Origin of the sequence: Rhizobium sp. L1K21 (genome assembly GCF_024055895.1) — a bacterium.
GTDB lineage: Bacteria > Pseudomonadota > Alphaproteobacteria > Rhizobiales > Rhizobiaceae > Ensifer_A.
On the sequence record NZ_JAMXLE010000003.1, the window covers coordinates 224,617 to 248,412 of the forward strand.

Consider the following 23,796-nt stretch of genomic DNA (forward strand, 5'->3'; position numbering starts at 1 on the left):
CTCTGTCCGGGGCTTTTCTAATTAATCTGTCGTTTCGGCGAGCGCTCCGGCAACAAGATATCGAAAAAGACGGTCTTTTGGACAACCGACCTTGTCGAGCCGCATGCGCTCCAGCGCAGCTCGGTCCTGCGCGCTAGAGGCCATTCCCCGCCATACGAGACCAGCCAATTTCCGATAAGATGATTGCGCCTGTTTCAGGTGCGAAAGCGCGGGCAGGAGGCGCTGCTCAACTGGTGTAAAATCGGTCCCGAACGGATAGGCCGGCAGTGTGTGATTGCGGCGGGCAGGCTCAAGCCAGCTTTTCAGTGTTTCCGGCAGATTGCTTCGATATTGCACCGGAATTTCATAATCCCTGCTCAGCTTGCCCGCCTTGACTGCCTGACGCCTCAACCCCTCCTGAAACCGGCTATCGGCGACGGACAGCATGGCCATGATACAGGCTTCATCTGTCTTGCCTTTCAAATCGGCCACACCGTATTCCGTGACAACGATGTCCCTATAGGGGCGCGGAACCGAGAGATATTCATAGTTCCATTTGATATTGGAAACCGTCTTGCCGCCGCTTTCGCGTGTTGCATTGATGGTGATGATCGCCCGCCCGTCCTTCAACGCAAAGGCTTGTTCAACGAAATTGAACTGGCCGCCAATACCGCTCACCACCTGCCCGTCAGGTACCATATCGGAGGCAACGGCACCGAGGCAGGTCACGATCATGGCATTGTTGATGAAACGGGCATTCTTGCGCGCCGCTCGCTTTTGCGGCTCATCGCCATAGAGCGCGTTGGTGAATGAAACCGGCATCATGGCAATCTTGTCGCGCTTTTCAGCCGGCATGGAGGAAAGTTGCTCGTAGAAATCGCGGCAATCAAGAAAGAACCCTGCATGGATCGCCGCCCCATCCACCTCACGGCGGATAATACCGGACTTGAACAATTCCAGAATACCGCCAACCAACATTTCAGTGACGCAATAAAGCCCTTCGTCGAACGGCATTTCATGGCTTTCCGGCGGCGCTGTGCCAAAGGGACAATCGGCAACAAGCGCCCGATAGGTGTCATTTTTCTGCTCTCGCAGGAGCAGCGACTGCGCAATCGCGTCGCCAATCGAGCCTATGCCAATTTGCAGCGTTCCACCGTCCGGAACGAGACGGGAGGCGTGCAGACCAATTGCAAGGTGTTCCAGAGCAACCGGCCGGCGCACGAGCGAAAACAGTTCGAAATGGTCGCCCGGCGGCTCTAAGGTAAAGTCCAGATCATCCGCATCAACAATGGCAGAGCGACCCATGAACGGCAGATTGCTGTTGATTTCCGCCGCAAAGATGAAATCCGTTTCACCCTCCCTGCGGGCTTTCAGAAGATCGACCGTGATATCCGTATTGCCGCTGAGACTGACCTGCCCTCTTTCATCCAACGCAACCAGCTGGGCGACAACATTGGGCCTGAAATTCAAAAGCGTATCAAAGGCATAGGTGTAGTTGGCCGCCACGTAATGCCGCTGGGCATATTCATTACCGAGCCAATTGCCGGTCTGCAGAAAAAACTCTGATACCTCGATATTTTCAGGCAGCTCTCCCTGCTTTATCAACTCGGCATAGAGCAGCGGCTGATACGCGCCGAAAAGCCGGTCTGCGGCAGGATCAAGCAGGCGCTTTTCCAGCTCTGAACCGGGTTTTGGGCGCTGCAGTGTCAGCGCGGTCAGAATGCTCAAGCGTATGTTCGGATTGTCGCAGGCAGCGCGTGTCAGCGCATTGGCAATTGTATTTGCCTTGCCAAGACCCAAGGGCAACGCAAGGCGGATGTTTCCGCCCGTGCGCTCTATCAGCGTTTCGGCAAGCTTTCCGACGTCCGAAAAGCACGCATCATCCGTGTTATTTGCCAAGCTCTTTCCAACCTTCATCAGGCTTGAAACGCGGTCCGTAAACGTCCTCGAGGGTCGTCAATGTCTCGATAACATAGTCGGTGCCACGCGTCTTGGCATAATGAATCGGCCCGCCCAGGAAGGGTGCAAAACCGCTTGCGAAAATCATTGCCGCATCCAGCGTGTCGCTGTCGCTCACGACCTTCTCGCGCAGGCATTCAACAGCCGCATTCAACATGGGCAGGATCAGCCGGTCTTCCATATATTCGGGCGCTTCTCCGCCGACACCCGACTTTTCAGGCTTGCCGTCCTTCCATTTGTAGATGCCGCGCCCGGTCTTTTCGCCCAGATGGCCGGCATCCACCTTTTCTTTCAGCTTTGCCGGTATGTCAGCCACTGGCGTATCGAGGTTGTCGCGCAGGCTCTTCGCCACATGAAGGCAGATGTCGAGACCCACGCGGTCGGCCACCTCCAGCGGCCCCATCGCCATGCCGAACTCTTGCGCCACGCGATCGATCAGCTCCGGCTCGTGACCTTCTTCCAGCAAAATGGCAGCTTCCAGCAGATAGGGCGTGAGGATGCGGTTGACCAGAAATCCGGGGTAGGATTTCACCGGGACAGCGAGATGATCAATCGCACCGACAAAGGCATTCAGATCGGCAAGTGTCTTCGCCGATGATCCTGGATGTGAAACTACCTCCACCAGCTCGAGCTTCGAGACCGGATTGAAGAAATGCAAACCGGCAAAGCGCTCAGGTGCGCGCAGCGCGGAAACAAGTTCCGGCAGTTCGAGGCTGGAGGTATTGGTGGCGATGATCGCATGCCCGGGTGCGCGCGCTTCAATCGAAGCCAGAAGCTCCTTTTTCAGCTCGACCTTTTCCGGTGCAGCCTCGATGACGAGATCGGCACGGGCGAGACCATATTGCTTCGGATCCGGCATCAGCCGATCCAGAACGTCGCGAACCTGAATTCCCGACAGGTGGGCATCGCTTGCGATTTTGCCTGCTTTCTTCACCGCCCGGCCCAACGCCTGATGATCGGGATCGCTCAAGGAGACCGTCAAGCCCTTCATCGCGCAGACGGCAGCAATTTCTGCACCCATCGTGCCGGCGCCAACCACATGCACATGCGCAACACTGCTTTTGCCACCACTGTTGGCCTTCAGCTTTTCACGCAGGAAAAACACACGGATCAGGTTTTGTGCCGTATCGCTCAAGAGCAGTCTGGCGAAGGAATTAATCTCCGCTTCCTGCATCTTCTTGCGGTTATGACCATGCTCCACCCAGATATCGATCAATTCGTGCGGGGCTGGATAATGCTCGCGCGGTGCTTTCTCCTCCACCTTGGCTGACATCTGGCGGGCGGCAAGCTGGCGCGCTGTTTCCAGATTGAAGGCCATCGCTTTCAAGCCGCGACTCCGCCCGCCCGGCCGCTTCTTTACGAGTGCGGCGATGGCGGCTCTGACATGCCGTTCTTCGGTGATCACCTCGACAATGCCGAGCGACTTGGCTTTCTGCGTATGCGCCGTTTTTCCGGTCAGCATCATGGTCATAGCTTCAATCGGATCGATCAGTTCCGTCAGCCGGAACGTACCACCCAGACCAGGATGAAGCCCAAGGCGGACCTCCGGAAAACCAAAGCTTGCGCCGGTGACCGCCACCCGGTGATCACAAGCCAAGGCGAGTTCAAAACCGCCACCCAGGGCATAGCCGTGAACAACCGCAATCGTTGGGCAGGACAAAGCCTCCAGACGATCGAGGATCGCATGGCCTTTTCTGAGACGTTCTTCCACCTGCGCCGGGTCGGTGACCTGTCTGAATTCGCCAATGTCAGCACCCGCGATAAAGCCGCCGCTTTTTGCCGAGCGGATCATCAGTGCTTTCGGGAGGCTTGTCTCCAACGCGTCCAGCACCTTCTCCAGATCGGCGAGCACATCCTGGGACAGCGTATTGGCGCGCGCATTCTTCTTGTCCACAATAGCCCAGGCGACATTATCGTCGTCGCGCCCCAGCCACCAATTGCCGAAATTCTGCTTCTCAGCAGGGCCTAGCTCAAGTTTCGTTTTTCCGATGATGTCGAGTACAGGTTTATTCATTGCACCATCTCCACCAGCATTGCGCCGCCAAGACCGCCACCGATACATTCCGTTGCGATACCGCGGTTTCTGCCCAGCCGGGCCATGGCGTTGACCAGATGCAGCACGATGCGATTACCGCTTGTGCCCACAGGGTGACCCAGCGAAATGGCCCCGCCATCCACATTCAGGCGTTCGTGGTCAATGCGACCGAAGGGTTTTTCCAGGCCGAGGATTTCCCGGCAAAATTCCTCGTCCTCCCAGGCCGAGAGGCAGGCCAGAACCTGGGCGGCAAAGGCCTCGTTCAGCTCCCAGAGATCGATATCCTCGCGCTGCAGACCATGGCGGGCCATCATGCGCGTCGAACACAAGACCGGCCCGAGCCCCATGACGGAAGGATCGAGTGCAGACCATTCGCTGTCGCGGATCACGGCTTTCGGCGTCAGTCCGTGTCTTTGCACCGCTTCTTCCGAAGCCAGAATGACCCACGAGGCTCCATCGGTAATCTGTGAGGAATTGCCCGGCGTCACCTTGCCATAGGGTTTTTCAAAAGCCGGTTTCAACTTTGCAAGCGAAGCCATGTCGTTCTTTGGCCGAACACCATCATCGGCCTCATAAACATTGCCCTCCCGGTCAAATGCGCTCTCTACCTCACCGTCAAGCCATCCCTCCTCCTGCGCATGGGCAAGGCGATGATGGCTGGCGACGGCATAGGCGTCTGCGTCTTCGCGGGTAATGTTGAAACGGTGCGCCAGGATTTCAGCCGTCTGTCCCATGTTCAATTCGGTGATCGGGTCGGTAAGCCCGCGCTCCAGCCCGATGACGGGCTTGAAGTAATCCGCCCGCAGCCTGGACATCTGACCGGCAATCGAAAACGGGCTTTTCGCCTTTGCAAGCTCTGCATACCATTCGACCGCGCCCTGGCGCAGCACGAGCGGAGAATGGCTGAGCGCTTCCGCACCACCGGCCAGGATCAGATCGGCAGAGCCTTCGCGAATATAGCGATAGGCCGTGTCGATCGACTGCATGCCGGACCCGCAATTGATCTGCACCGTAAAGGCAACCATCTGCTCGCCCATGCCCAAGCGAAGCGCGGCGACACGCGCAGGGTTCATTTCATCGGCAATGACATTGACGCAGCCAAGAATAACCTGATCGTAAGCATCGGGCTTGACCGGCTGACGGGCCAACAGGGGACGACCGCATTGCACGGCAAGGTCAACGGGTGTGAAAGGACCCGGACCTGATCTGGCCTTGATAAAGGGCGTGCGCGATCCATCGACAATGTAAACGGGGCGCTCTGTCATTCAGCGGCATCCTTGTATTCGCTTTGCGAGCGGCCCGTAATCTCCTCAGGATCGAAATCGTCAACGGCAACCACCTTGCCGACCAGCTCCCGCAGCTTGTGCAGTTTCTGCAGGTCTTCGTGGGGAAGCGAGTCTTCCGCCGTGACCTCATCAAGCGATTTGCCCATGTCCTTCAAGGTCTTCTGCAGAGGCGCAGTCGCGACCATGAGCTCGAACGCGTCCTCCAGCGTCTTGAGCGCACTGTCCTTGCCGACGGCATGAACGCCTTGCGTGATCCGATCGCGCGTCTGGGATGGCGCCAGAAGAAGCTCTGCGCATTCGCGCGTGAGGTCGTCCGACGGGCCGCGATGCGATCCACCCGGCAGCGTGGCCGCGCGCAGCAACGCTGCAAAGCCCCTGCTCGGCAGATTGGCAATGATCTGGTCCAGGCTTCTGCCCATCTTCGCGCAGCTGTTTTCGACCGACCACCTGACCAGTGGAAAGTCTTCCACCTTCTGACCCTCATCCTGCCAGCGCTTCAGCACAGCCGACATCAGATAAAGCTCGGACAGCACATCACCCAAGCGCGCCGAGAGCATTTCCTTGCGCTTCAGGTTGCCGCCGAGGCTCAGCAAAGCGATATCAGCGATCAGCGCAAAGGCTGCGGCATAGCGCGAGAGCTGGCGATAGAGACCTGTTGCCTTGCCGACGTCTTTCGGGGCGGGCGCGAAAGCGCCACCTGTCCAGGCGCGCCCGACAGTGCGGAAGACGTTTTTGATGGAATGACCAACATGGCCCCAGAAGGCCTTGTCAAAGTCATCCAGCGCTTTCTCACTGTCGCTCTCATCCAGCGCCAGCGTTTCTTTCAACAGATAGGGATGGCAGCGGATCGCACCCTGACCGAAAATGATCATGTTGCGCGTCAGGATATTTGCGCCTTCCACCGTGATACCGACGGGGACAGCCTTGTGGAAATTGTTGAGATAGTTGCTCGGGCCGTCAATCACCGTCTTGCCGGCATGAACATCCATCGCATCATCCACAGCTTCCCGCATGCGATAGGTGGCATTCGACTTCATGATGCCGGAAATCACCGCAAGCTTGCGACCCTCATCCAGTCCGGCACAGGTGAGCCGGCGGGCGGCATCCAGCGTATATGCCGTTGTTGCCAATCGACCCAGACTTTCCTGCACGCCTTCGAACTTGCCGATCGGAATACCGAACTGTTGACGCACCCGGGCATAGGCACCCGTTGTGTGGGCGGACATGGATGCAGCTGCAGAGGACAGCGAGGGAAGCGAGATACCCCTGCCCGCGGCCAGAGCGCTCATCAACATCATCCAGCCTTTGCCGGCATAATCCGGACCGCCGATAATGTGATCGAGCGGAATGAAAACATCCTTGCCGGAATTGGGGCCGTTTTGAAATTTCTGCCCGCACGGAATATGGCGGCGTCCAATGGACACACCTTCGAGGTCGGTCGGCACGAGTGCGCAGGTAATACCGAGGTCTTTGTCTTTGCCCAAAAGACCATCGGGGTCCGACAATTTGAATGCGAGGCCGAGCAGTGTCGCGACGGGTCCCAATGTAATGTAACGCTTCGACCAGTTCAGCCGAATGCCGGTGACCTCCTCGCCATTCCACATGCCTTTGCAGACGACACCGCTGTCTTGCATGGCCGATGCATCAGAGCCCGCGTCTTCGCTGGTCAGCGCGAAGGCCGGCACATCCTCGCCAGCAGTCAGGCGCGGCAGCCAGAAGTCGCGCTGTTCGTCGGTTCCAAATTGCAGAAGGAGTTCGCCGGGGCCAAGGGAGTTCGGCACCATCACAGTAACGCCGGCAGTGACCGAGCAGGTGGAAATGCGGCGGACAATCTCTGAATGGGCGAAGTTGGAAAAGCCCAGGCCGCCATATTTCGCAGGGATGATCATGCCGAAAAAGCGGTTTTCCTTGATAAATGACCACACCTCAGGCGGGAGGTCGCCGTCGCGGGTAATCTGCCAATCGTGGAGCATTCCGCAAAGCTCTTCGCATGGTCCCGCCAGAAAATCGCGTTCTTTCTCGCTTAGCCGTGCCGGGGGTGTATCGAGCAGCTTTTGCCAATCGGGATTGCCAGTAAACAGATCGGCATCCCACCACACTTCGCCGGCATCAATCGCGTCGCGTTCCGTTTCGGAAAGTGTGGGCAGCTGACCCTTTGCCCATCTGAAAATTGGTTTTGTCAGCGTATCACGTCGAAATTCTCTGATACTCATCGCCATTCCCTCTTCCCTCTTGCCACACACGCAAAACTGCGTGCTCGGCTTTCACCGCATAGGAATGCAACGTCGCAAATCCAACATTGTTCCTCAGCAGGCACGGGCTAGAGTATTACAGGGGTGCAGATTTATTCATCCGCCAGGGTGATCTCGGGTTTGCCATCGATGACGCGTTTTATGCGCCCGCGCTCCAACTGCTGCAATCTCATGGGAATAGCGACTGTCTGTCGACACGACAGTCCGAAAATCCCTGCGTGGCGCATGGCTTCAATGAAACCAAAACAGGCTTCTCTTCGTTAATAGAGCTTGGATCATTTTTTCGCCGGCTACGGTGAGTGCTATCATCGCTTATGTTTTGAAACGTGCAGGGACGTCGAATGCAGCCTTCCGATCTGTTGAAGCCGATGCCTGAAGGGCTTTATTGCCCACCGGGCGATTTTTTCATTGATCCTGCCGTTCCCGTCCATTCTGCCTTGATCACACACGGGCATTCCGATCACGCCCGATCCGGCCACCATTCGGTGCTTGCGACCGCCGAGACGCTGGACATCATGGCCTTGCGCTATGGTGACGGTTTTGCCGCACGCCGCCAGGCCGCCAAGCTTGGAAGCCCAATCGATATCAACGGGGTCAAGGTCACTTTTCTGCCAGCCGGTCACGTTCTCGGGTCAGCTCAGATCGTTGTTGAAAAGAACGGCATGCGCATCGTCGCGTCTGGCGATTACAAGAGGATGGCGGATGCGACATGCCTGCCGTTCGAGCCCGTGCGGTGCGATGTCTTTATCACCGAAGCAACCTTCGGTCTGCCAGTCTTTCGCCATCCCGACGACCATGAAGAAATCCGGCGTCTGATGCACTCTCTACGCCAGTTTCCTGATCGCACCCATCTGGTTGGCGCCTATGCCTTGGGCAAGGCGCAGCGCGTGATAAGCCTGTTGCGGCAAAACGGATACGACAGGACGATCTATATCCATGGCGCGCTGGAAAAGCTCTCCTCCTATTATCAAGCCCATGGCATTGCGCTGGGAACGCTTTTCCCTGCAACCCTTGAAACCGGCAACAAGGACGATTTCGCCGGTGAAATCATCGTCTGCCCACCATCGGCTTTTTCAGATCGCTGGGCGCGGCGCTTTTCGGAGCCGATGGCCTGTTTTGCCTCCGGCTGGATGCAGATCCGCCAACGGGCCAAACAGCGTGGCGTGGAATTGCCGCTTATCCTGTCTGATCATTCGGACTGGGACGCGCTCACGCAAACAATCCTGGAGACAGAAGCAAGTGAGGTTTGGGTGACGCACGGTCGTGAGGAGGCGCTTGTGCGATGGTGCGAACTGAACCAGATTGCAGCGCAACCGCTTCACCTTGTCGGGTTCGAGGAGGAGGCGGAATAAATGAAGGCGTTTTCCGAACTGATCGACCGTCTGGTTTTGACACCCGCGCGCAATGGAAAGCTCGCGCTCTTGACCGACTACTTCGCACAAACGCCTGATCCTGACCGCGGCTATGCACTTGCCGCATTGACCGAGGGACTGGATATCCCCGCTGTCAAGCCGGCGCTTTTGCGCGCACTGGCGCTCGAACGCATTGACGAGGTTCTCTTCGCCTATAGCTATGACTATGTCGGTGATCTGGCTGAAACCATTTCTCTGATCTGGCCCGATACCGGAAGAACAGAGGAGGACGGATCGCTATCCCTTTCCGCCTTTGTTGAAACGCTCTCAGCCACGTCCAAACTGGATGCTCCAAAAGTCTTCGCATCGCTGCTGGACCAGCTCGATCCATCCGAACGGTATGCCGCGATCAAGCTGGTGACCGGCGGCCTGAGGATTGGCGTTTCCGCGCGGTTGACGCGGCAGGCGCTGGCAAACCTTGGCGGCAAGGATATCATTGAGCTCGAAGAGCTCTGGCATGGGCTTGAAATGCCCTACCGGGACCTGTTCGCCTGGCTGGAGAACAAAGCCGATAAACCGCAAAATAATGCTTTGGCGCTCTTTCGGCCGGTCATGCTTGCCAACGCTGTGCAAACTGGCGACCTCGACGGCCTGGACCCGGATGACTATCGGCTCGAATGGAAGTGGGATGGAATTCGCGTTCAGGTCAGCTCTGAAGGCGGTGTGAGGAAGCTTTATTCGCGCAGCGGCGACGATATTTCCGGCGCGTTTCTCGACCTCCTCGATGCGGTTGATTTTGAGGCCGTGATAGACGGGGAGCTGTTGGTGGGGCGTCCAGGCGAATATGTCGGAACCTTCAATGAGTTGCAGCAGCGTCTCAACCGGAAAACTGTTTCGCAAAAGCTGCAGAAGCAATATCCGGCCTTTGTTCGCTGCTATGATCTGCTCATGCTGGATGGAACTGACACGCGCAGCCTGCCCTTGACGGAGCGGCGCAAACGCCTCGAAACACTGATCCAAACATTGGATACTGAACGCTTCGACCTGTCACCCCAACTTGACTTTGACGACTGGGCGCAGGTCGATGACATGCGAAAGCAGCCCGAACATCCCGTTATCGAAGGGGTGATGTTGAAGCACAAGGATTCGCCTTATATTCCGGGGCGGAAAAAGGGACCGTGGTTCAAGTGGAAGCGCGACCCGCATACGATCGACGCCGTATTGATGTATGCGCAGCGAGGCCATGGAAAGCGGTCAAGCTATTATTCGGACTACACGTTCGGGGTATGGCAAGACAGCGAAGGTCGTCGCGAACTGGTGCCGGTCGGAAAAGCCTATTTCGGCTTCAGTGATGCCGAACTGAAATTGATCGACAAATATGTGCGTGAAAACACGGTCGACCGATTTGGCCCCGTGCGCGCCGTCACCGCCACAACTGAAAAGGGCCTTGTATTCGAGGTGGCCTTTGAGGGTATCGCGCGTTCCAAGCGGCATAAATCGGGCGTCGCAATGCGCTTTCCGCGGATTTCGAGACTCAGATGGGACAAGCCGGCCAACGAGGCCGACACGCTGGAAACGCTCGAAAGCATGATTGAAACCGCGCCTGTCGACTGAACCGAAAACGAGCCAAAACAGTGCGCGTGATCCAAGATGGATCGGGCCAGCTAGCACTGTGAACTGTGAGAGCGGCGCCCAATTATTTCGCCGCCCGCGGAACCTTTAGCCAGCGCAGCGCTTTTACTTCGGCAACATTGCGAGATGAGCGGGACACCAATCGGAAATCCACCCCTTCCATGACCGCTCGACTTTCCATCAAGGACAATTCCATATGAGCTATTCATTTTCTAATCTGGATTTTGTTAAGCCTGAACTCGGTGCCAGCTTTGTGGGAACAGGAACTCACTTCGCTGTGTTTTCCGCCCATGCAGAGCAGATCGAACTGTGCCTGTTTTCAGAGGATGGGAAGCAAGAGCTTCAGCGTCTGGCTCTGCCGCATCGCGAGGGCGATATCTGGTCCGGCTACCTGGAGGGCGTCAAACCCGGTACCGTTTATGGCTATCGCGCCCATGGGGCCTACCGTCCAGAGGAAGGTTTGCGTTTTAACCCCAACAAGCTTCTCCTCGACCCCTATGCGATGCAGCTGCAGGGCGCATTGACCTGGGACGACGCTCTTCACGGCTATACGATTGGTGCTGAAAACGGCGACCTTTCCTTTGACGAACGCGACAGCGCGCCCTTCATGCTGAAAGGTGTCGTTCAAGACCCGGATTTTGATTGGGATGGCGACGAGGCCATACGCCGGCCCTGGACCGACACGATTATCTATGAAGCGCATGTGCGCGGCCTGACAATGCTGAATCCGCATGTGCCGGATGCCTTGCGCGGCACGTTCCTTGGCATGTGCAGCGACCCTATCCTGGATCACCTGCAAAGGCTCGGCATCACGGCCATAGAGCTCCTGCCTGTTCAAAGCTTCATCGATGATCGATATCTGGTGGACAAAGGACTGCGCAACTACTGGGGTTATCAGCCGCTCGGTTTCTTCGCCCCTCAGCCGCGTTTTATGTCGTCTGAGCGCATAACGGAGTTCAAGACCATGGTTCGCCGCTTCCATGAAGCCGGCATCGAAGTGATCATGGACGTTGTTTACAATCACACTGCAGAAGGTTCCGAACTCGGCCCGACGCTTTCTTTCCGCGGTCTGGACAATCTTTCCTATTACCGCCCCTCACCGGAAAGCCCGCGCTATACCTTCGACACGACGGGGACCGGCAATACCTTGAACGTCGCGCATCCCATGGTTCTGCGGATGGTGCTCGACAGTCTGCGATATTGGGTTGGAACAATGCACATTGACGGCTTTCGTTTCGATCTTGCCAGCACGCTCGGCCGCGAAAATCCCGATTTCGATCGTGAGGGGACCTTCTTCAACGCCATCAAACAAGACCCGATGCTCTCCGGCGTCAAGCTGATCGCCGAGCCATGGGACATCGGCCACGGTGGATATCAGGTGGGTGGCTTTCCGACCCCCTTCCGGGAATGGAACGACAAGTACCGCGATACGGTGCGTTGTTTCTGGAAAAAAGACGAAGGCCAAACCGCTGACCTGGCGGCACGGCTTGCCGGCTCGTCGCAGCAATTCAATCACTCCGGTCGCACGGCTTCATCCTCAATCAACCTTTTGAGCGCCCATGACGGTTTCACGCTTGCCGATATCGTTTCCTACAATGAAAAGCACAATGAAGCGAATGGGGAAGACAATCAAGACGGACACTCGAACAACCATTCTCACAATCTCGGCGCTGAAGGGCCGACAGATGATGCAGACATCAATGCCGCTCGTGTTCAGCGCCGCCGAAACATGATCGCGACCCTCATGCTGAGCCAGGGCGTGCCGATGCTTCTGGGCGGCGATGAGCTTGGCAATACCCAGTATGGCAACAACAATGCCTATTGCCAGGATAACGAGATCGGCTGGACGCACTGGGATGCGGCTGATGATGCCTTTATCGACTTCTGCCACAGCATTGTGGAGGTTCGCCGCAATCACCCGGCTTTGCGCCAGGACACATTCGATACGGGCGAACCCAACGACGATGGACTTCATGACATCGCGTGGTTTCGGGAGGACGGTCAGCGCATGGAGGACGATGACTGGAAACAGAACGGACGTCGCTTTCTCAGCGTCTACAAATCGAACATCCGCGATGTGGAGAATTTCGACACATCCTTTGATCAGGTTCTCATCGTTATCAATGGTGGTGCAGAAACATCTTTTACCCTGCCAACCATCGACGGCGTGTCGGAATGGAGCTGTATTTTTGACAGCAATCTCTCCGATCGCAAGAACGATGGAAACCACGATAAGACCATCCCGATTGCTGCAGATAGTCTGGCTGTATTCGTGCCCTGGACGGGCTCGTGAAAAGTTGGCCAGACGGTCAATGTCATCGGCGGCAAGCCATGTCGTTTTAAAGGAAACAACGTGTCATCTGTGAACCCCAATGTTGAAGCACAAAAACGCATCAAGACAGATGCAAACGCAGACAATGGGCCAGACAAAGATCCCCTCAGCAATGACGAGAAGGATGAGGTCAAAGAACGGTCGCCGCTGCGTCCCGTTGCTGTTTACGAAGTCGTTCGCCAACAGGGAGACGACGAGCTGGAGCGGCCCACGAGCAGCCTTTTATGGTCCGGGCTGGCAGCCGGCCTCTCCATCGGGTTTTCTGTTTATACGCAGGCTACGCTCCGGCATTTCCTTCCTGAAGCCAGCTGGACGCCTCTGCTGGAGTCCCTCGGTTATTCGGTAGGGTTCTTGATCGTGATCCTTGGACGCCAGCAGCTTTTTACCGAAATAACGCTGAGTGCCGTCCTCCCCTTCCTGGCGCAGCCAAGCTTTGCCGGCGGCTTGAAGATTGCGCGCCTGTGGACACTTGTCCTTGCTGCAAACATCGTCGGCACACTGGTTTTTGGCGCCGGCATTGCACTTGATGTTCTTAATCTGCCCGAAATTCGAATGGCAGCGATTGAAATATCTCAAAAAGCGATAGAGCCCTCCCCGCCATACATGTTCTTGCGCGCGATTGCTGCAGGATGGATCATTGCAACCGTCGTCTGGCTGCTGCCATCTGCGGAAGGTTCTCGTTTCCACATTATCGTTCTTTTGACATATTTGATTTCGCTTTTTCATTTGGCCCATATCATTGCTGGGTCAGTGGAGATGGCCACGCTGCTGTTTTCCGGGCAACTTTCGGTGCTAAGGGCGCTGACCCATTTCTATATCCCGACACTTGTCGGTAACATCATCGGCGGCAGCGCACTCTTTGCGCTGATCAGCTACGCGCAGATCGCCGGAGAGCTCAGGAGTGGCAAGAAACCAAAAGGGCGTGAGTGACAAAAAGCAGGGGGTGATGTTCTACCCTCCGGTGGGTTGGAAAAGCATCGCGACCGCTATGGCTAGACCAATCTCCGTATTGCCCGGCACCTGGTGGTTGTGGCGTTTACTGCGAATTTCAACGCAAGGAGAAACAAACGCCGCCCACGCACTGGACCTCGGCCGCGCAATAACAGATGATCAAAGCCCGAACATGAGACGTATACGACCGAAATGATCTACCTTCTGCGGCAAATTCTTCCCACCCTCCTTCTCTTCTGCACAGTGGGCTTTCTATTTGGAGGCAACCCTGCGCTGGCGCAAAGTGGTGGTACGGAACCTGCCATTTCGGCTCGGTCGAGCGCTGTTGACGATGCAGCAATTGCCAGGCGGCTGGGCTCAATCTACCGTGAAATCAATGGCCTCAACACAATCAACGTTCAGGTCAAAGCGGGCGTTGTCACGCTGACGGGCAAAGTGGCAAACAATCAGTTGATCGCCCAGGCGGAGGCTCTGGCAAATCGCGTCGAAGGCGTGGTTGCAGTCACCAATAATCTCGAGGAAGAAACCTCCGTTGACGAGCGGTTGACCCCCGTGTTCGAGCGTGTCGCAATCAGGCTGAATGAGGCGATACGCTACTTGCCGCTGATTGCCGTCGCTCTCTTGCTTTGGCTCCTGTTCATTCTGGTCGGGTGGTTCATGACCTCGCGCGACTGGCCCTGGTCGCGCATAGCACCCAACATTTTCATTGCCGACCTGCTGAAGCAATTTGTCTGGATTGTTTTCATCCTGGCGGGTGCCTTGCTGGCGCTGGATATCATTGGAGCAGGCACCATTATCGGTACGGTTCTTGGTGCTGCAGGTATTGTCGGTTTGGCCGTGGGATTTGCCGTGCGTGATACGGTTGAAAATTATCTCGCCAGTATCCTCCTCAGCCTGCGCCAACCCTTTCGGCCCAAGGATTTTGTGGACATTGAAGGCCAGGAAGGGTTCGTGACCCGGCTGACCTCGCGTGCAACCATCCTGCTTGATGCTTCCGGCAATCATGTGCGCATTCCCAACGCCGTCGTCTTCAAAGCCACCATCATCAATTATACGCGAAACCCGGAGCGCCGTTTTGAATTTGATCTCGGCGTGGATTCCGAAAGCGCACTCGACGTCGCACTCGAAACGGGCATCAGCCGCCTGAACGATCTCGAGTTCGCACTCGATAATCCACCGGCAAACGGCTGGATTGAGGCGATCGGCGATTCAAACATTGTCCTGCGGTTTTGTGCGTGGATCGACCAGAACCAAACAGACTTCGTCAAGGCGCGCTCAGAAGCAATGCGCTTGACAAAGAAGGCGCTCGAGAGCGCCGGTTTCGCATTACCTGAGCCTATCTACCGATTGAAGATTGACTCCATGCCTACAGGGGCCGCCCTTCTGCCTTCAGTAGAGCAAACGCCTCAGGAAAACAGGAAGCCTGAACCAAAGGCTCCGGCAATTGAAGACAAAGCGCATTTGAATGTGGAGGCGGACTCGACGATCAGCCGTCAGATTGACGAGGAAAGGGACAATTCGAAACGGAACGATCTTCTCACCGAGCAAGCACCCAGCGAACTCGATTAGTTCAACACTCATACTGAAAGATGTCGTTGAAAAAACCGAAATGCCCCGCAATCGCTTCCAACTGCGGGAGCATATTGTCGGGCTAAAGCTTACTTTGCCGCCTTCTTGACTGCGCTTTTTGCTTCACCCTTGGCCTGCTGAAGGTCGCCCTTCACTTCCTGGGCCTTGCCTTTGGCCTGCATGGATTTGCTGTCAGCCGCCTTGCCGGCAGCCTGCCGCGTTTTGCCCGCAACTTCGTTTGCTTTACCTTTTATTTTATCTGCTGTGGAACCCATCTCGAGAACTCCTCTAGCGACATGATTATCGCAGCATTGTAACGGGATGCCGGTCCGATACGTTCCACTTGATCCGGAAAATATTCTGAAGCCCTTAGTCGGTGACGATCAAGCCGTCCACCCGGCGACCGGTCCCATCATCAATATCGCAGGTGCGTGGAACCCGATCCAATCCATAAGACGGAACCGGTCAACTTTCTCCCACCCTACGAGAACAGCGCTGCACCATTAAAGCTGTAAAGCCTCGCGCAGAGACAGTGTTTCGGCTGAGCGCAGATCGAGGTCAGCTTCGATGTGGGCAATGTGATGCATCATAAGCGCGTTGGCTTTTTCCACATCGCGGGCTTCCAGCGCGTTGATGATATCTGCATGTTCGTCGCGACCGCAGCTGGAAATGCCTGTGCGGCCGTAGAGCGCGATGACGAGAGACGAACGGGCGATCAATTCGTTCATGAATTTCCGCAGGATTGCATTGCCGGCCATGTCGGCGAGCATCAGATGGAAATCGCCCGATGCCTTGATCTCCTCGCGCCGTGCCCTGGTGCCGCGATCGTTGCGCAGCCGCTCTTCTTCTTTCAGGTGCTGGCGAAGCGACGCGAAATCGTCCGCGGTCATGCGTTCGGCAGCCGCTGCAATCACGCCACGTTCAATCAACCGCCGGGAATCGAAGATCTGCCGGGCTTCCTCCGGCGATGGATTGGCGACAAAAGCGCCCTTGTTTCGTTCACTGTGGATTAGCCCCTCAAAGGCCAGCATTTGCAGAGCGCCACGGACAACGGTGCGGCTGACATCAAAGAGCGTTCCGACTTCAGCCTCTGAGAGCTTTGTGCCGGGCGCCAGACGGCGATCGACAATCGCATCACGCAACTCATCACGCACGGCTCTCGCGCGATCTTCCTGATGAGCGTCGAGACCGGTCTGTTTCTCAAATGCGATGTTCATGGAATGCAGTCATCTCCGCGAGCCAGTTATGCGGATCAACATCTAGCGCGAATTGCTGCTGTTGGAAACATGAAGCTTGATGTTTCCCGTTTCAATATTGTACGCAATCTAGCCACTATTCTGCATACGATGTTTAAATTTTGTGCATGCACAATATGCGTTCGAATGCAATCTCGATCCCCCACTTTCAAAAGAACTTTGAATTCATGCAGATAGCCATCGCTCAGCCGAATTGGCACGCTCCGTGCATTGCTATTGCCGGTTATCAAGGGGCACGGCATGGCGAAAACTGCAGAAATCGAACTCGCGTCAGTTTCCAAAATCTACGGCACGACAACGGCAGTTCATGCGATCAGTCTGAAAATCCCTGCCGGAAGCTATTGCTGCTTTCTGGGGCCGTCCGGCTGCGGCAAAACCTCGACGCTGCGTATGATTGCCGGCCACGAATCCGTTTCTGAAGGCGACGTGGTGCTCGGAAACAAGGTCGTCAACGACCTTGCGCCCGCCAAGCGCGGTACGGCGATGATGTTTCAGTCCTATGCGCTTTTTCCGCATCTCGATCTTGTCGACAATGTCGCGTTCAGCCTGAAGATGAAGGGCGTCGGCAAGGAAGAGCGTCGCCGTGAGGCGATCGAAATGCTCAAGCTCATGCAGCTGGAGCCCTATGTAAATCGCCGCCCGGCGCAGCTTTCCGGTGGGCAGCAACAGCGCGTGGCATTGGCCCGCGCCCTCATCACCAAACCACAAGCATTGTTGCTGGACGAGCCACTCTCGGCACTTGATCCCTTCTTGAAAATTCAGATGCGCGCCGAATTGAAAAAGCTGCAGGCATCGCTTGGCATGACCTTCGTCCACGTCACGCATAGCCAGGAAGAGGCCATGGCGCTGGCCGATCTCGTTGTCATCATGAATGACGGCCGCATTGAGCAGGCAGCACCGCCGCGCGAAATCTTCGAGCGACCAGCCACCCCGTTCGTCGCAGGCTTCATGGGCAGCCACAACGTGATTTCGGGCCGCCCTGTTGCGAACGCGGAGGGGAAGGCAACAATCGAAGTGCCAGGCGGCGGACAGTTCAGCGCATTCGGCCGAGCGCCGGAGGGCCAGGAAATCGGCAGTATCGCCGTTCGCACAGACCGTGTGCTTCTGGAAGAAGCGACGGAGCCTGGGTTTGGTTTTGCCGGTGTCATCTCGAACGTCGAGGATCTCGGAGCAACGGTAAAGCTTTCCATACAGGGTGCCGGTCTGGAGGATTTCACCGCCATCCTCGGCGATACCGCATATTTCGCAAAACCGGTGAAACCCGGCGATGCGGTTCACGTGTCCTGGGCGCCGGCTGAGGCCATCGTCCTCGGCCATATCTGAAGTCAAATCAGCCCTTAACAGGAGAAATCTCGCATGACTGAGAAGACAAAGACATCGACTGGCATCACACGCCGCTCCCTGCTCAAAACCGGTGCCGCAGCTGCAGGTGTGGCCGCAGGGTCCGGTGCCATCACCGGCTTCCCGACCATCTGGGCCCAGACCCCGATCACGCTGCGCCAGTTCGGCACCGGGGTTTCCAACATCAACGCGATTGCCGAAAAATGCAAGGCGGACCTCGGCATCACCCTGGAGATGACAGCAACGGATTCCGACGCGGCCGCACAGCGCGCCGTCACCCAGCCGGATTCCTACGACATCGCCGACATCGAATACTGGATCTTGAAGAAAGTGTTCCCGACCGGTGTGATCCAGCCGATGGACACCAAGAAGCTGAAATATTACGACAAGGTCGTGCCGCTCTTCAAAACAGGCAAACTGACGCCCGACAGCGTGATTGCGCAGGGCACAGCGCCACACACAGTGGGCTATGTGGAGAGCATCGACGCGAAGGAATTTGCTTCGGGTGAAACCGAATGGTTCACCATGATGCCAACCATCTACAACGCCGATACGCTGGGTATTCGCCCCGATCTCGTTGGCCGCGAAATCACCACCTGGGCCGACATCATGGACCCGGCCTTCAAGGGCAAGACCTCGATCCTGAACATTCCGTCCATCGGCATCATGGATGCCGCGATGATCATGGAAGCCATGGGCAATATCAAATATGCCGACAAGGGCAACATGACCAAGGAAGAAATCGACGCCACGATCGACTTCCTGATCAAGGCCAAGCAGGATGGCCAGTTCCGCGCGTTCTGGAAGTCGTTCGACGAGTCGGTCAACCTGATGGCTTCGGGCGAAGTCGTCATTCAGTCCATGTGGTCGCCAGCCGTTGCCGCCGTCCGCTCCAAGGGGATCGCCTGCAAATACCAGCCGCTCAAGGAAGGCTACCGTTCGTGGGGCGGCGGTCTCGGTCTTGCTTCGCACCTTTCCGGCGCTCAGCTCGACGCCGCTTACGAATATATCAACTGGTACACGTCCGGCTGGGTTGGCGGCTATCTCAACCGCCAGGGCTATTATTCCGCCTGCATGGATACTGCCAAGGACTATATGTCGGCCGACGAGTGGGGTTACTGGATCGAAGGCAAGCCGGCTCAAGGTGACATCCTGTCGCCGGAAGGCAAGGTCATGGAAAAAGCCGGCGCGGTGCGCGATGGCGGCTCGTTTGAAGAACGCATGGGCCACGTCGCCTGCTGGAACTCCGTGATGGACGAAGACCGCTACATGGTCCGCCGTTGGAACGAGTTCATCGCATCGTAAATGAAGTTGCCCGCATGTGGGCCAGTCAAGACCACGTGCGGGCATACATGACGCAGAATGTGAACAAGAAATGAGCGCAGCGCAAATGTCAGGTTCAAGAACGAACGATACCGGCCGGCAATTTCATTTGCCAGCCTGGCTGCCTGCCTATCTGCAGGCGGCTCCGCTTACGATTATCCTTGGCGGCTTTCTGCTGCTGCCGCTTCTGATGATCGCGATCGTGAGTTTCTGGGATTACGACTTTGCCAGGATGTATCCGGACTTTGTCACATTCAACTACTCAGAAACGCTCGGCTCCTGGATTACCTGGAAGACCTATCTCAACACGCTGAAATTTGCCGCGATCGTCTGGGCGATCACGCTGTTCATCGGCTTCTGGGTGGCTTACTTCCTTGCGTTTCATGTGCGCTCGACCGCAATGCAGATGGTTCTGTTTCTGGTCTGCACCGTGCCATTTCTTACTTCCAATATCATTCGCATGATTTCATGGATCCCCGTCTTGGGGCGCAACGGTCTCATCAATACAGCCCTCGTAAACACTGGCATCACGACCGAGCCGGTCGAGTGGCTTCTTTATTCCGATTTTGCCGTCGTGCTGGCCATGGTGCATCTCTACACGCTTTTCATGGTGGTGCCGATTTTCAATACGCTGATGCGTATCGACAAGACCCTTGTCGAGGCCGCGCATGATGCCGGCGCAACAACCTGGCAGGTTCTGACCAACGTGATCGTGCCGCTCGCCAAGCCCGGCATGGCGATCGGTACAATTTTCGTGGTGACACTTGTAATGGCCGATTTTTCGACCGTGCAGGTGATGTCCGGCGGACAGAGCGCTTCTGTGGCGCTGATGATGAAAAACCAGATGTCGCTGCTGCAATACCCGGCAGCTGCCGCCAACGCGATGGTTTTGCTGGTGCTGGTTCTCTTGCTGGTCGCCGCCATCCTGCGCGTCGTCGATATTCGCAAGGAACTTTAGGAGAGATCCGATGCATCAGGAAAAGCGCTCGCGGGAATTCTACGTACTGGCCATATTCTTCACACTCTTCGTGTTGTTTCTCTATGGACCGCTATCGGCCATTCTCATTCTTTCTTTTCAGGGGCCGAATGGTGGACTGACCTTTCCCTTGAACGGTGTCTCGCTCCACTGGTTCGCCAACCTGTTTGAAACGCAGGCCGTGGGCAATTTTGGCGGTTCCTTCCGGCGTTCCTTTGTGCTCGGCATCATGGTGATGATCGTGACGGTGGTTGTTTCGCTCTTGGCGGGGCTGGCTTTCAGGCGCAAGTTTGTCGGCGCGACACCGCTCTTCTATCTTTCGGTTGCAAGCCTCGTCGTGCCGTCCATCATCATTTCGCTCGGCATCGGTGTCCTCTTTCAACAGGTCGGCATTCGTCCCGCCTGGTACTCTTCCGCGTTCGGTGCACATCTGACATGGACATTGCCTTTCGGCGTGCTCATCATGCTGGCGATCTTCAACCGTTTTTCTCCGGCCTATGAAGAGGCGGCGCGCGACCTTGGAGCCACCTCCTGGCAAACCTTCAGATACGTGGTTTTGCCGATTATCCTGCCCAGCCTGATTGGGATCGGATTGTTGGGCTTCTCGCTTTCGTATGACGAATTTGCCCGCACGCTGCTGACATCCGGCACCTACAACACCTTGCCGCTGGAAATCTACGGCATGACCACCAATGTCACGACGCCGGTGCTTTACGCACTGGGCACAGTCACCACGCTGTTTTCCTTCCTGGTGATTGCAACCATGCTGGGGCTGATCGTCCGTTTCAACAAACGGCGCACAAAGGGATAGTTCACTCCGTGAAGATTGCAGTCATAAATCCAAATACCACTCAAAGCATGACAGACAAGATCGCAGATGCTGCGATGGGCGTTCGTGGACAGGGCACCGAAATTATTGCCGCAACCTCCGGCATGGGGCCGGTTTCTATCGAGGGCTATTATGATGAGGCCATGGCGGTTCCCGGCCTTCTGATCGAAATCGCGAAGGCTGAGCGGGAAGGCGCTGACGCGGCCATCATAGCCTGTTTCGATGACACCGGGCTGGATGCTGCTCGGGCGCTTGCCCATATACCGGTGATCGGCATATGCGAATCCGCGCTCGCCACCGCCGCACTGATTGCCAAGCGTTACACCATCGTCACGACCATGGAGCGGTCCCGCCTGCCCGTTTCGGAACTGGTGCATCGCTACGGCCACGCGCAACGGTGCAATGTGCGCGCTGCCGATATCCCGGTGCTCGCCCTGGAAGACCCGAATTCCAATGCGCGCGACAGATTGCGCAGTGAAATCGCCACAGCATTGCTGGAGGACAAGACCGAGGCCATCGTGCTGGGTTGCGCAGGCATGGCCGACCTGGTGATGAACCTGCGGGCCGAATTTTCCATGCCGGTGATCGACGGCGTGACGGCGGCTGTCAAGCAAGCCGAAGCACTGTTTGCGCTTGGCCTCAGAACCTCCAAGCGCGGCGCATATGCAAGCCCGCCAAAGAAATCTTATGTCGGCGCAATGGAATCCTTTTCCCCGGCATTTATCAAACGCCGCTGAGATAAGTCAGCTGAAACGGTCCCCTTTGCTCCCACCTTGCCCATGACAAGATCACTCGCCGATCCCTTTGAGGAAAACGCGGATAGCCAGATCAAGCCGGCGATGAAAGGCTTCGATCTGTTCGTGGGCGGGAAGAGGGGTGAGCAAATGTTCCAGAACACCGTCATAAGCCATGTCGGCCATCAGCCGGGCCGCAGCCTCGGTGTCGGATATACGAATTTCGCCCTGTGCGACGGCGCGGTCAAGCTCGGTACGGATCATGGCGTGAACCTTGTAAATTCCCTCCCGCAAGAATTCGGCTGCCAGACTGGGCTGTCTTTCGGCCTCCGTCACCATAGCCCGCAGGAGCATGGTCGGCAGCGGATCATAAAATTTGCTGCTGCGTGGGGTTAGCAGCAGGCGCAGGCGCGCTTCCAGGGAAAGTTTGGCTTCCTCCTGGCTCAAGGGGTGCGTGACTGCATCCCGCAAACGTCGAACAATCGCAGCAAACAGCGCTGAACGACTATCGAACAATTCATAGAGGGTGCGTTTCGACATGCCAGCCTCGCGTGCAATCGCCTCCATGGAAGCGGCCGCGAGCCCCTTTTCAACGACAATACGTTCGGCCGCAGCCAGAATGATGTCTGCGCGTTGCTCGAGTTCGAACTGGCGCGGGCGGCCTGGCCTACGACCACCGGCACTGCATTTTTGCAACACCATCGTTTTCCTTCCCTGCCATGCAAAAACACGGCTTGCGCAGCGCAACAAAACAATAATAAAACTCGTTGGTTTCCATATTAGCTGCAACGTGCATTTCCGCCAAGCGGCACCGATTTATTTTGCGGAGAAAAATCGATGAGCTTTGCAAAGAGCGCTTTTCTTTCCATCCTCATTGCCGCTGCCACGCTGCCGGCTGGCGCAGTTGCTCAGGAGGCCGCCAAGGCCCCGCCACAGCCTGTGACAGTTGTCACGATGAAGGCGCAATCCGTGACGATCACGTCGAGCCTGCCCGGCCGCGTGGTGGCTTCCGGTGTGGCGGAGGTCCGCCCGCAGGTAAACGGCATCATTACCAAACGTCTGTTCGAGGAAGGATCGAGGGTCAAGGCAGGCGATGTTCTCTACCAGATCGATCCGGCGACCTACGAAGCGCAGGTGGTGGCCGCCAAGGCCGCCGTTCTGGAGGCTCAGGTTAATCTCGATTCGGCCAACCGCGAGCTTGATCGTGTTCAATCGCTTCTCAAGAGCAATGTCGCCAGCCAGCAGACGGTCGATAACGCGGTTGCCAAGCGCGATTCGGCCAATGCGGCACTGGAGGTGGCCAAGGCGCAGCTTCTCACTGCCAATATCGACCTTGAGCGCACGACGATCCGCGCACAGATCTCCGGTGCCATCGGGCGTTCGCTCACCACGCAGGGCGCACTGGTTATCTCCGGCCAAACCTCGCCTCTCGCCGTCATCCGCAAACTGGATCCGGTTTATGTCGATGCCGCCCAATCGGCAGCCGATCTCATTCGCTGGAAGCGCAAAGGAATAGAAGGCCTGGTCGCCACAAAGGACGATACCAAGGTCAAGCTGACGCTGGCCGACCGCACGGTCTACGAACAAACCGGGGAACTGACCGCGGCCGAACCCAATGTGGACGAGCAGACCGGCATCATCACGCTTCGCCTGGAATTCCCCAATCCGAAGGAACTGTTGCTGCCGGGCATGTATGTGCAGGTGGAAATGCCCCAAGGCGTTATCGACGATGCCATACTCGTTCCACAAGAAGGCGTTTCACGCGACCGTCGCGGCAACCCCACCGCTTTGATTGCCAATGCCGACAATGTCGTGGAAGAGCGGACACTGACCGTGCTTGGCGACCGCGGGTCGGACTGGATCGTTACCGACGGATTGGAGACCGGCGACCGAGTCATCGTCGAGGGACTTCAAAAAATCGCCGTTGGCGCGACTGTCGCACCGGAAGAGCGCGCCGCTCAACCGGTAAAGAACTGATTTCGCGGAGACC

The 23,796-nt window shown here is 56.8% G+C and carries 18 protein-coding genes; 11 read left to right on the top strand and 7 right to left on the bottom strand.

Annotated elements, in window-relative coordinates; translation table 11 throughout:
* Positions 1–21: 21 nt before the first annotated feature.
* The 4 genes from NHF56_RS16030 to NHF56_RS16045 are packed head-to-tail and all read right to left on the bottom strand — an operon-like array spanning position 22 to position 7,472.
* Positions 22–1,878, bottom strand: a complete 1,857-nt coding sequence (locus tag NHF56_RS16030; RefSeq protein ID WP_252806363.1) for an acetyl-CoA hydrolase/transferase C-terminal domain-containing protein — start codon at positions 1,876–1,878, stop codon at positions 22–24.
* The gene (locus NHF56_RS16035; protein ID WP_252806365.1) at positions 1,868–3,952 is read right to left on the bottom strand and encodes a 3-hydroxyacyl-CoA dehydrogenase NAD-binding domain-containing protein; all 2,085 of its coding nucleotides are present in this window, start codon (positions 3,950–3,952) and stop codon (positions 1,868–1,870) included. Before NHF56_RS16035 ends, NHF56_RS16030 begins: the two co-directional genes overlap by 11 nt.
* Positions 3,949–5,238, bottom strand: a complete 1,290-nt coding sequence (locus NHF56_RS16040; protein ID WP_252806367.1) for an acetyl-CoA C-acetyltransferase — start codon at positions 5,236–5,238, stop codon at positions 3,949–3,951. The genes NHF56_RS16035 and NHF56_RS16040 overlap by 4 nt, the downstream gene beginning before the upstream one ends.
* Entirely contained in the window at positions 5,235–7,472 is a 2,238-nt protein-coding gene (locus NHF56_RS16045) for an acyl-CoA dehydrogenase (protein WP_252806369.1), read from the bottom strand. The genes NHF56_RS16040 and NHF56_RS16045 overlap by 4 nt, the downstream gene beginning before the upstream one ends.
* A 380-nt stretch (positions 7,473–7,852) precedes the next feature.
* Here NHF56_RS16045 and NHF56_RS16050 point away from each other — a divergent pair, with 380 nt between their 5' ends.
* From NHF56_RS16050 to NHF56_RS16070, 5 genes are all read left to right on the top strand, one after another.
* Positions 7,853–8,863 carry a ligase-associated DNA damage response exonuclease gene (locus tag NHF56_RS16050; RefSeq protein WP_252806371.1) on the top strand — a complete coding sequence of 337 codons (1,011 nt, stop codon included), beginning with the start codon at positions 7,853–7,855 and terminating at the stop codon, positions 8,861–8,863.
* On the top strand, positions 8,864–10,477 hold the full coding sequence (locus tag NHF56_RS16055) for a cisplatin damage response ATP-dependent DNA ligase (RefSeq protein ID WP_252806373.1): 1,614 nt from the start codon (positions 8,864–8,866) through the stop codon (positions 10,475–10,477). It abuts the gene before it with no gap.
* 214 nt (positions 10,478–10,691) lie between these two features.
* A complete protein-coding gene (gene glgX, locus NHF56_RS16060; RefSeq protein WP_252806376.1) occupies positions 10,692–12,788 on the top strand; it encodes a glycogen debranching protein GlgX in 2,097 nt (698 codons plus the stop codon).
* A 60-nt stretch (positions 12,789–12,848) separates the two neighbouring features.
* Positions 12,849–13,757 carry a formate/nitrite transporter family protein gene (locus tag NHF56_RS16065; RefSeq protein ID WP_252806378.1) on the top strand — a complete coding sequence of 303 codons (909 nt, stop codon included), beginning with the start codon at positions 12,849–12,851 and terminating at the stop codon, positions 13,755–13,757.
* Between the two features lie 213 nt (positions 13,758–13,970).
* Positions 13,971–15,347, top strand: coding sequence for a mechanosensitive ion channel domain-containing protein (locus NHF56_RS16070; protein ID WP_252806380.1), 1,377 nt, complete (start codon positions 13,971–13,973; stop codon positions 15,345–15,347).
* Between the two features lie 89 nt (positions 15,348–15,436).
* Here the strand turns inward: NHF56_RS16070 and NHF56_RS16075 are convergent, their stop codons facing one another.
* A complete protein-coding gene (locus NHF56_RS16075; protein WP_252806382.1) occupies positions 15,437–15,622 on the bottom strand; it encodes a CsbD family protein in 186 nt (61 codons plus the stop codon).
* Between the two features lie 228 nt (positions 15,623–15,850).
* On the bottom strand, positions 15,851–16,564 hold the full coding sequence (locus NHF56_RS16080; RefSeq protein ID WP_252806383.1) for a GntR family transcriptional regulator: 714 nt from the start codon (positions 16,562–16,564) through the stop codon (positions 15,851–15,853).
* 279 nt (positions 16,565–16,843) lie between these two features.
* On the opposite strand from NHF56_RS16080, the gene NHF56_RS16085 reads away from it, so the two are divergent.
* The 5 genes from NHF56_RS16085 (at position 16,844) to NHF56_RS16105 (ending at position 21,809) form a co-directional block, all read left to right on the top strand.
* The gene (locus NHF56_RS16085; protein ID WP_252806384.1) at positions 16,844–17,926 is read left to right on the top strand and encodes an ABC transporter ATP-binding protein; all 1,083 of its coding nucleotides are present in this window, start codon (positions 16,844–16,846) and stop codon (positions 17,924–17,926) included.
* Between the two features lie 33 nt (positions 17,927–17,959).
* The gene (locus NHF56_RS16090) at positions 17,960–19,249 is read left to right on the top strand and encodes a PotD/PotF family extracellular solute-binding protein (protein ID WP_252806386.1); all 1,290 of its coding nucleotides are present in this window, start codon (positions 17,960–17,962) and stop codon (positions 19,247–19,249) included.
* A gap of 85 nt (positions 19,250–19,334) precedes the next feature.
* Positions 19,335–20,225 carry an ABC transporter permease gene (locus tag NHF56_RS16095; RefSeq protein WP_252806388.1) on the top strand — a complete coding sequence of 297 codons (891 nt, stop codon included), beginning with the start codon at positions 19,335–19,337 and terminating at the stop codon, positions 20,223–20,225.
* 10 nt (positions 20,226–20,235) lie between these two features.
* On the top strand, positions 20,236–21,054 hold the full coding sequence (locus NHF56_RS16100; protein ID WP_252806390.1) for an ABC transporter permease: 819 nt from the start codon (positions 20,236–20,238) through the stop codon (positions 21,052–21,054).
* Between the two features lie 8 nt (positions 21,055–21,062).
* Entirely contained in the window at positions 21,063–21,809 is a 747-nt protein-coding gene (locus NHF56_RS16105) for an aspartate/glutamate racemase family protein (RefSeq protein WP_252806392.1), read from the top strand.
* Positions 21,810–21,860: 51 nt separating this feature from the next.
* Here NHF56_RS16105 and NHF56_RS16110 read toward each other — a convergent pair whose 3' ends face one another.
* A complete protein-coding gene (locus NHF56_RS16110; protein WP_252806394.1) occupies positions 21,861–22,508 on the bottom strand; it encodes a TetR/AcrR family transcriptional regulator in 648 nt (215 codons plus the stop codon).
* Between the two features lie 135 nt (positions 22,509–22,643).
* On the opposite strand from NHF56_RS16110, the gene NHF56_RS16115 reads away from it, so the two are divergent.
* Positions 22,644–23,783, top strand: a complete 1,140-nt coding sequence (locus NHF56_RS16115) for an efflux RND transporter periplasmic adaptor subunit (protein WP_252806396.1) — start codon at positions 22,644–22,646, stop codon at positions 23,781–23,783.
* The last annotated feature ends 13 nt before the right edge of the window (positions 23,784–23,796 follow it).

What these genes read in the sequence shown, in the direction of transcription:
- NHF56_RS16035 (WP_252806365.1), bottom strand. Translation starts at nt 3,952, where the DNA reads ATGAATAAACCTGTACTCGACATCATCGGAAAAACGAAACTTGAGCTA.
- NHF56_RS16040 (WP_252806367.1), bottom strand. Translation starts at nt 5,238, where the DNA reads ATGACAGAGCGCCCCGTTTACATTGTCGATGGATCGCGCACGCCCTTT.
- NHF56_RS16045 (WP_252806369.1), bottom strand. Translation starts at nt 7,472, where the DNA reads ATGAGTATCAGAGAATTTCGACGTGATACGCTGACAAAACCAATTTTC.
- NHF56_RS16050 (WP_252806371.1), top strand. Translation starts at nt 7,853, where the DNA reads ATGCAGCCTTCCGATCTGTTGAAGCCGATGCCTGAAGGGCTTTATTGC.
- NHF56_RS16055 (WP_252806373.1), top strand. Translation starts at nt 8,864, where the DNA reads ATGAAGGCGTTTTCCGAACTGATCGACCGTCTGGTTTTGACACCCGCG.
- glgX (WP_252806376.1), top strand. Translation starts at nt 10,692, where the DNA reads ATGAGCTATTCATTTTCTAATCTGGATTTTGTTAAGCCTGAACTCGGT.
- NHF56_RS16070 (WP_252806380.1), top strand. Translation starts at nt 13,971, where the DNA reads ATGATCTACCTTCTGCGGCAAATTCTTCCCACCCTCCTTCTCTTCTGC.
- NHF56_RS16075 (WP_252806382.1), bottom strand. Translation starts at nt 15,622, where the DNA reads ATGGGTTCCACAGCAGATAAAATAAAAGGTAAAGCAAACGAAGTTGCG.
- NHF56_RS16080 (WP_252806383.1), bottom strand. Translation starts at nt 16,564, where the DNA reads ATGAACATCGCATTTGAGAAACAGACCGGTCTCGACGCTCATCAGGAA.
- NHF56_RS16085 (WP_252806384.1), top strand. Translation starts at nt 16,844, where the DNA reads ATGGCGAAAACTGCAGAAATCGAACTCGCGTCAGTTTCCAAAATCTAC.
- NHF56_RS16090 (WP_252806386.1), top strand. Translation starts at nt 17,960, where the DNA reads ATGACTGAGAAGACAAAGACATCGACTGGCATCACACGCCGCTCCCTG.
- NHF56_RS16095 (WP_252806388.1), top strand. Translation starts at nt 19,335, where the DNA reads ATGTCAGGTTCAAGAACGAACGATACCGGCCGGCAATTTCATTTGCCA.
- NHF56_RS16100 (WP_252806390.1), top strand. Translation starts at nt 20,236, where the DNA reads ATGCATCAGGAAAAGCGCTCGCGGGAATTCTACGTACTGGCCATATTC.
- NHF56_RS16110 (WP_252806394.1), bottom strand. Translation starts at nt 22,508, where the DNA reads ATGGTGTTGCAAAAATGCAGTGCCGGTGGTCGTAGGCCAGGCCGCCCG.
- NHF56_RS16115 (WP_252806396.1), top strand. Translation starts at nt 22,644, where the DNA reads ATGAGCTTTGCAAAGAGCGCTTTTCTTTCCATCCTCATTGCCGCTGCC.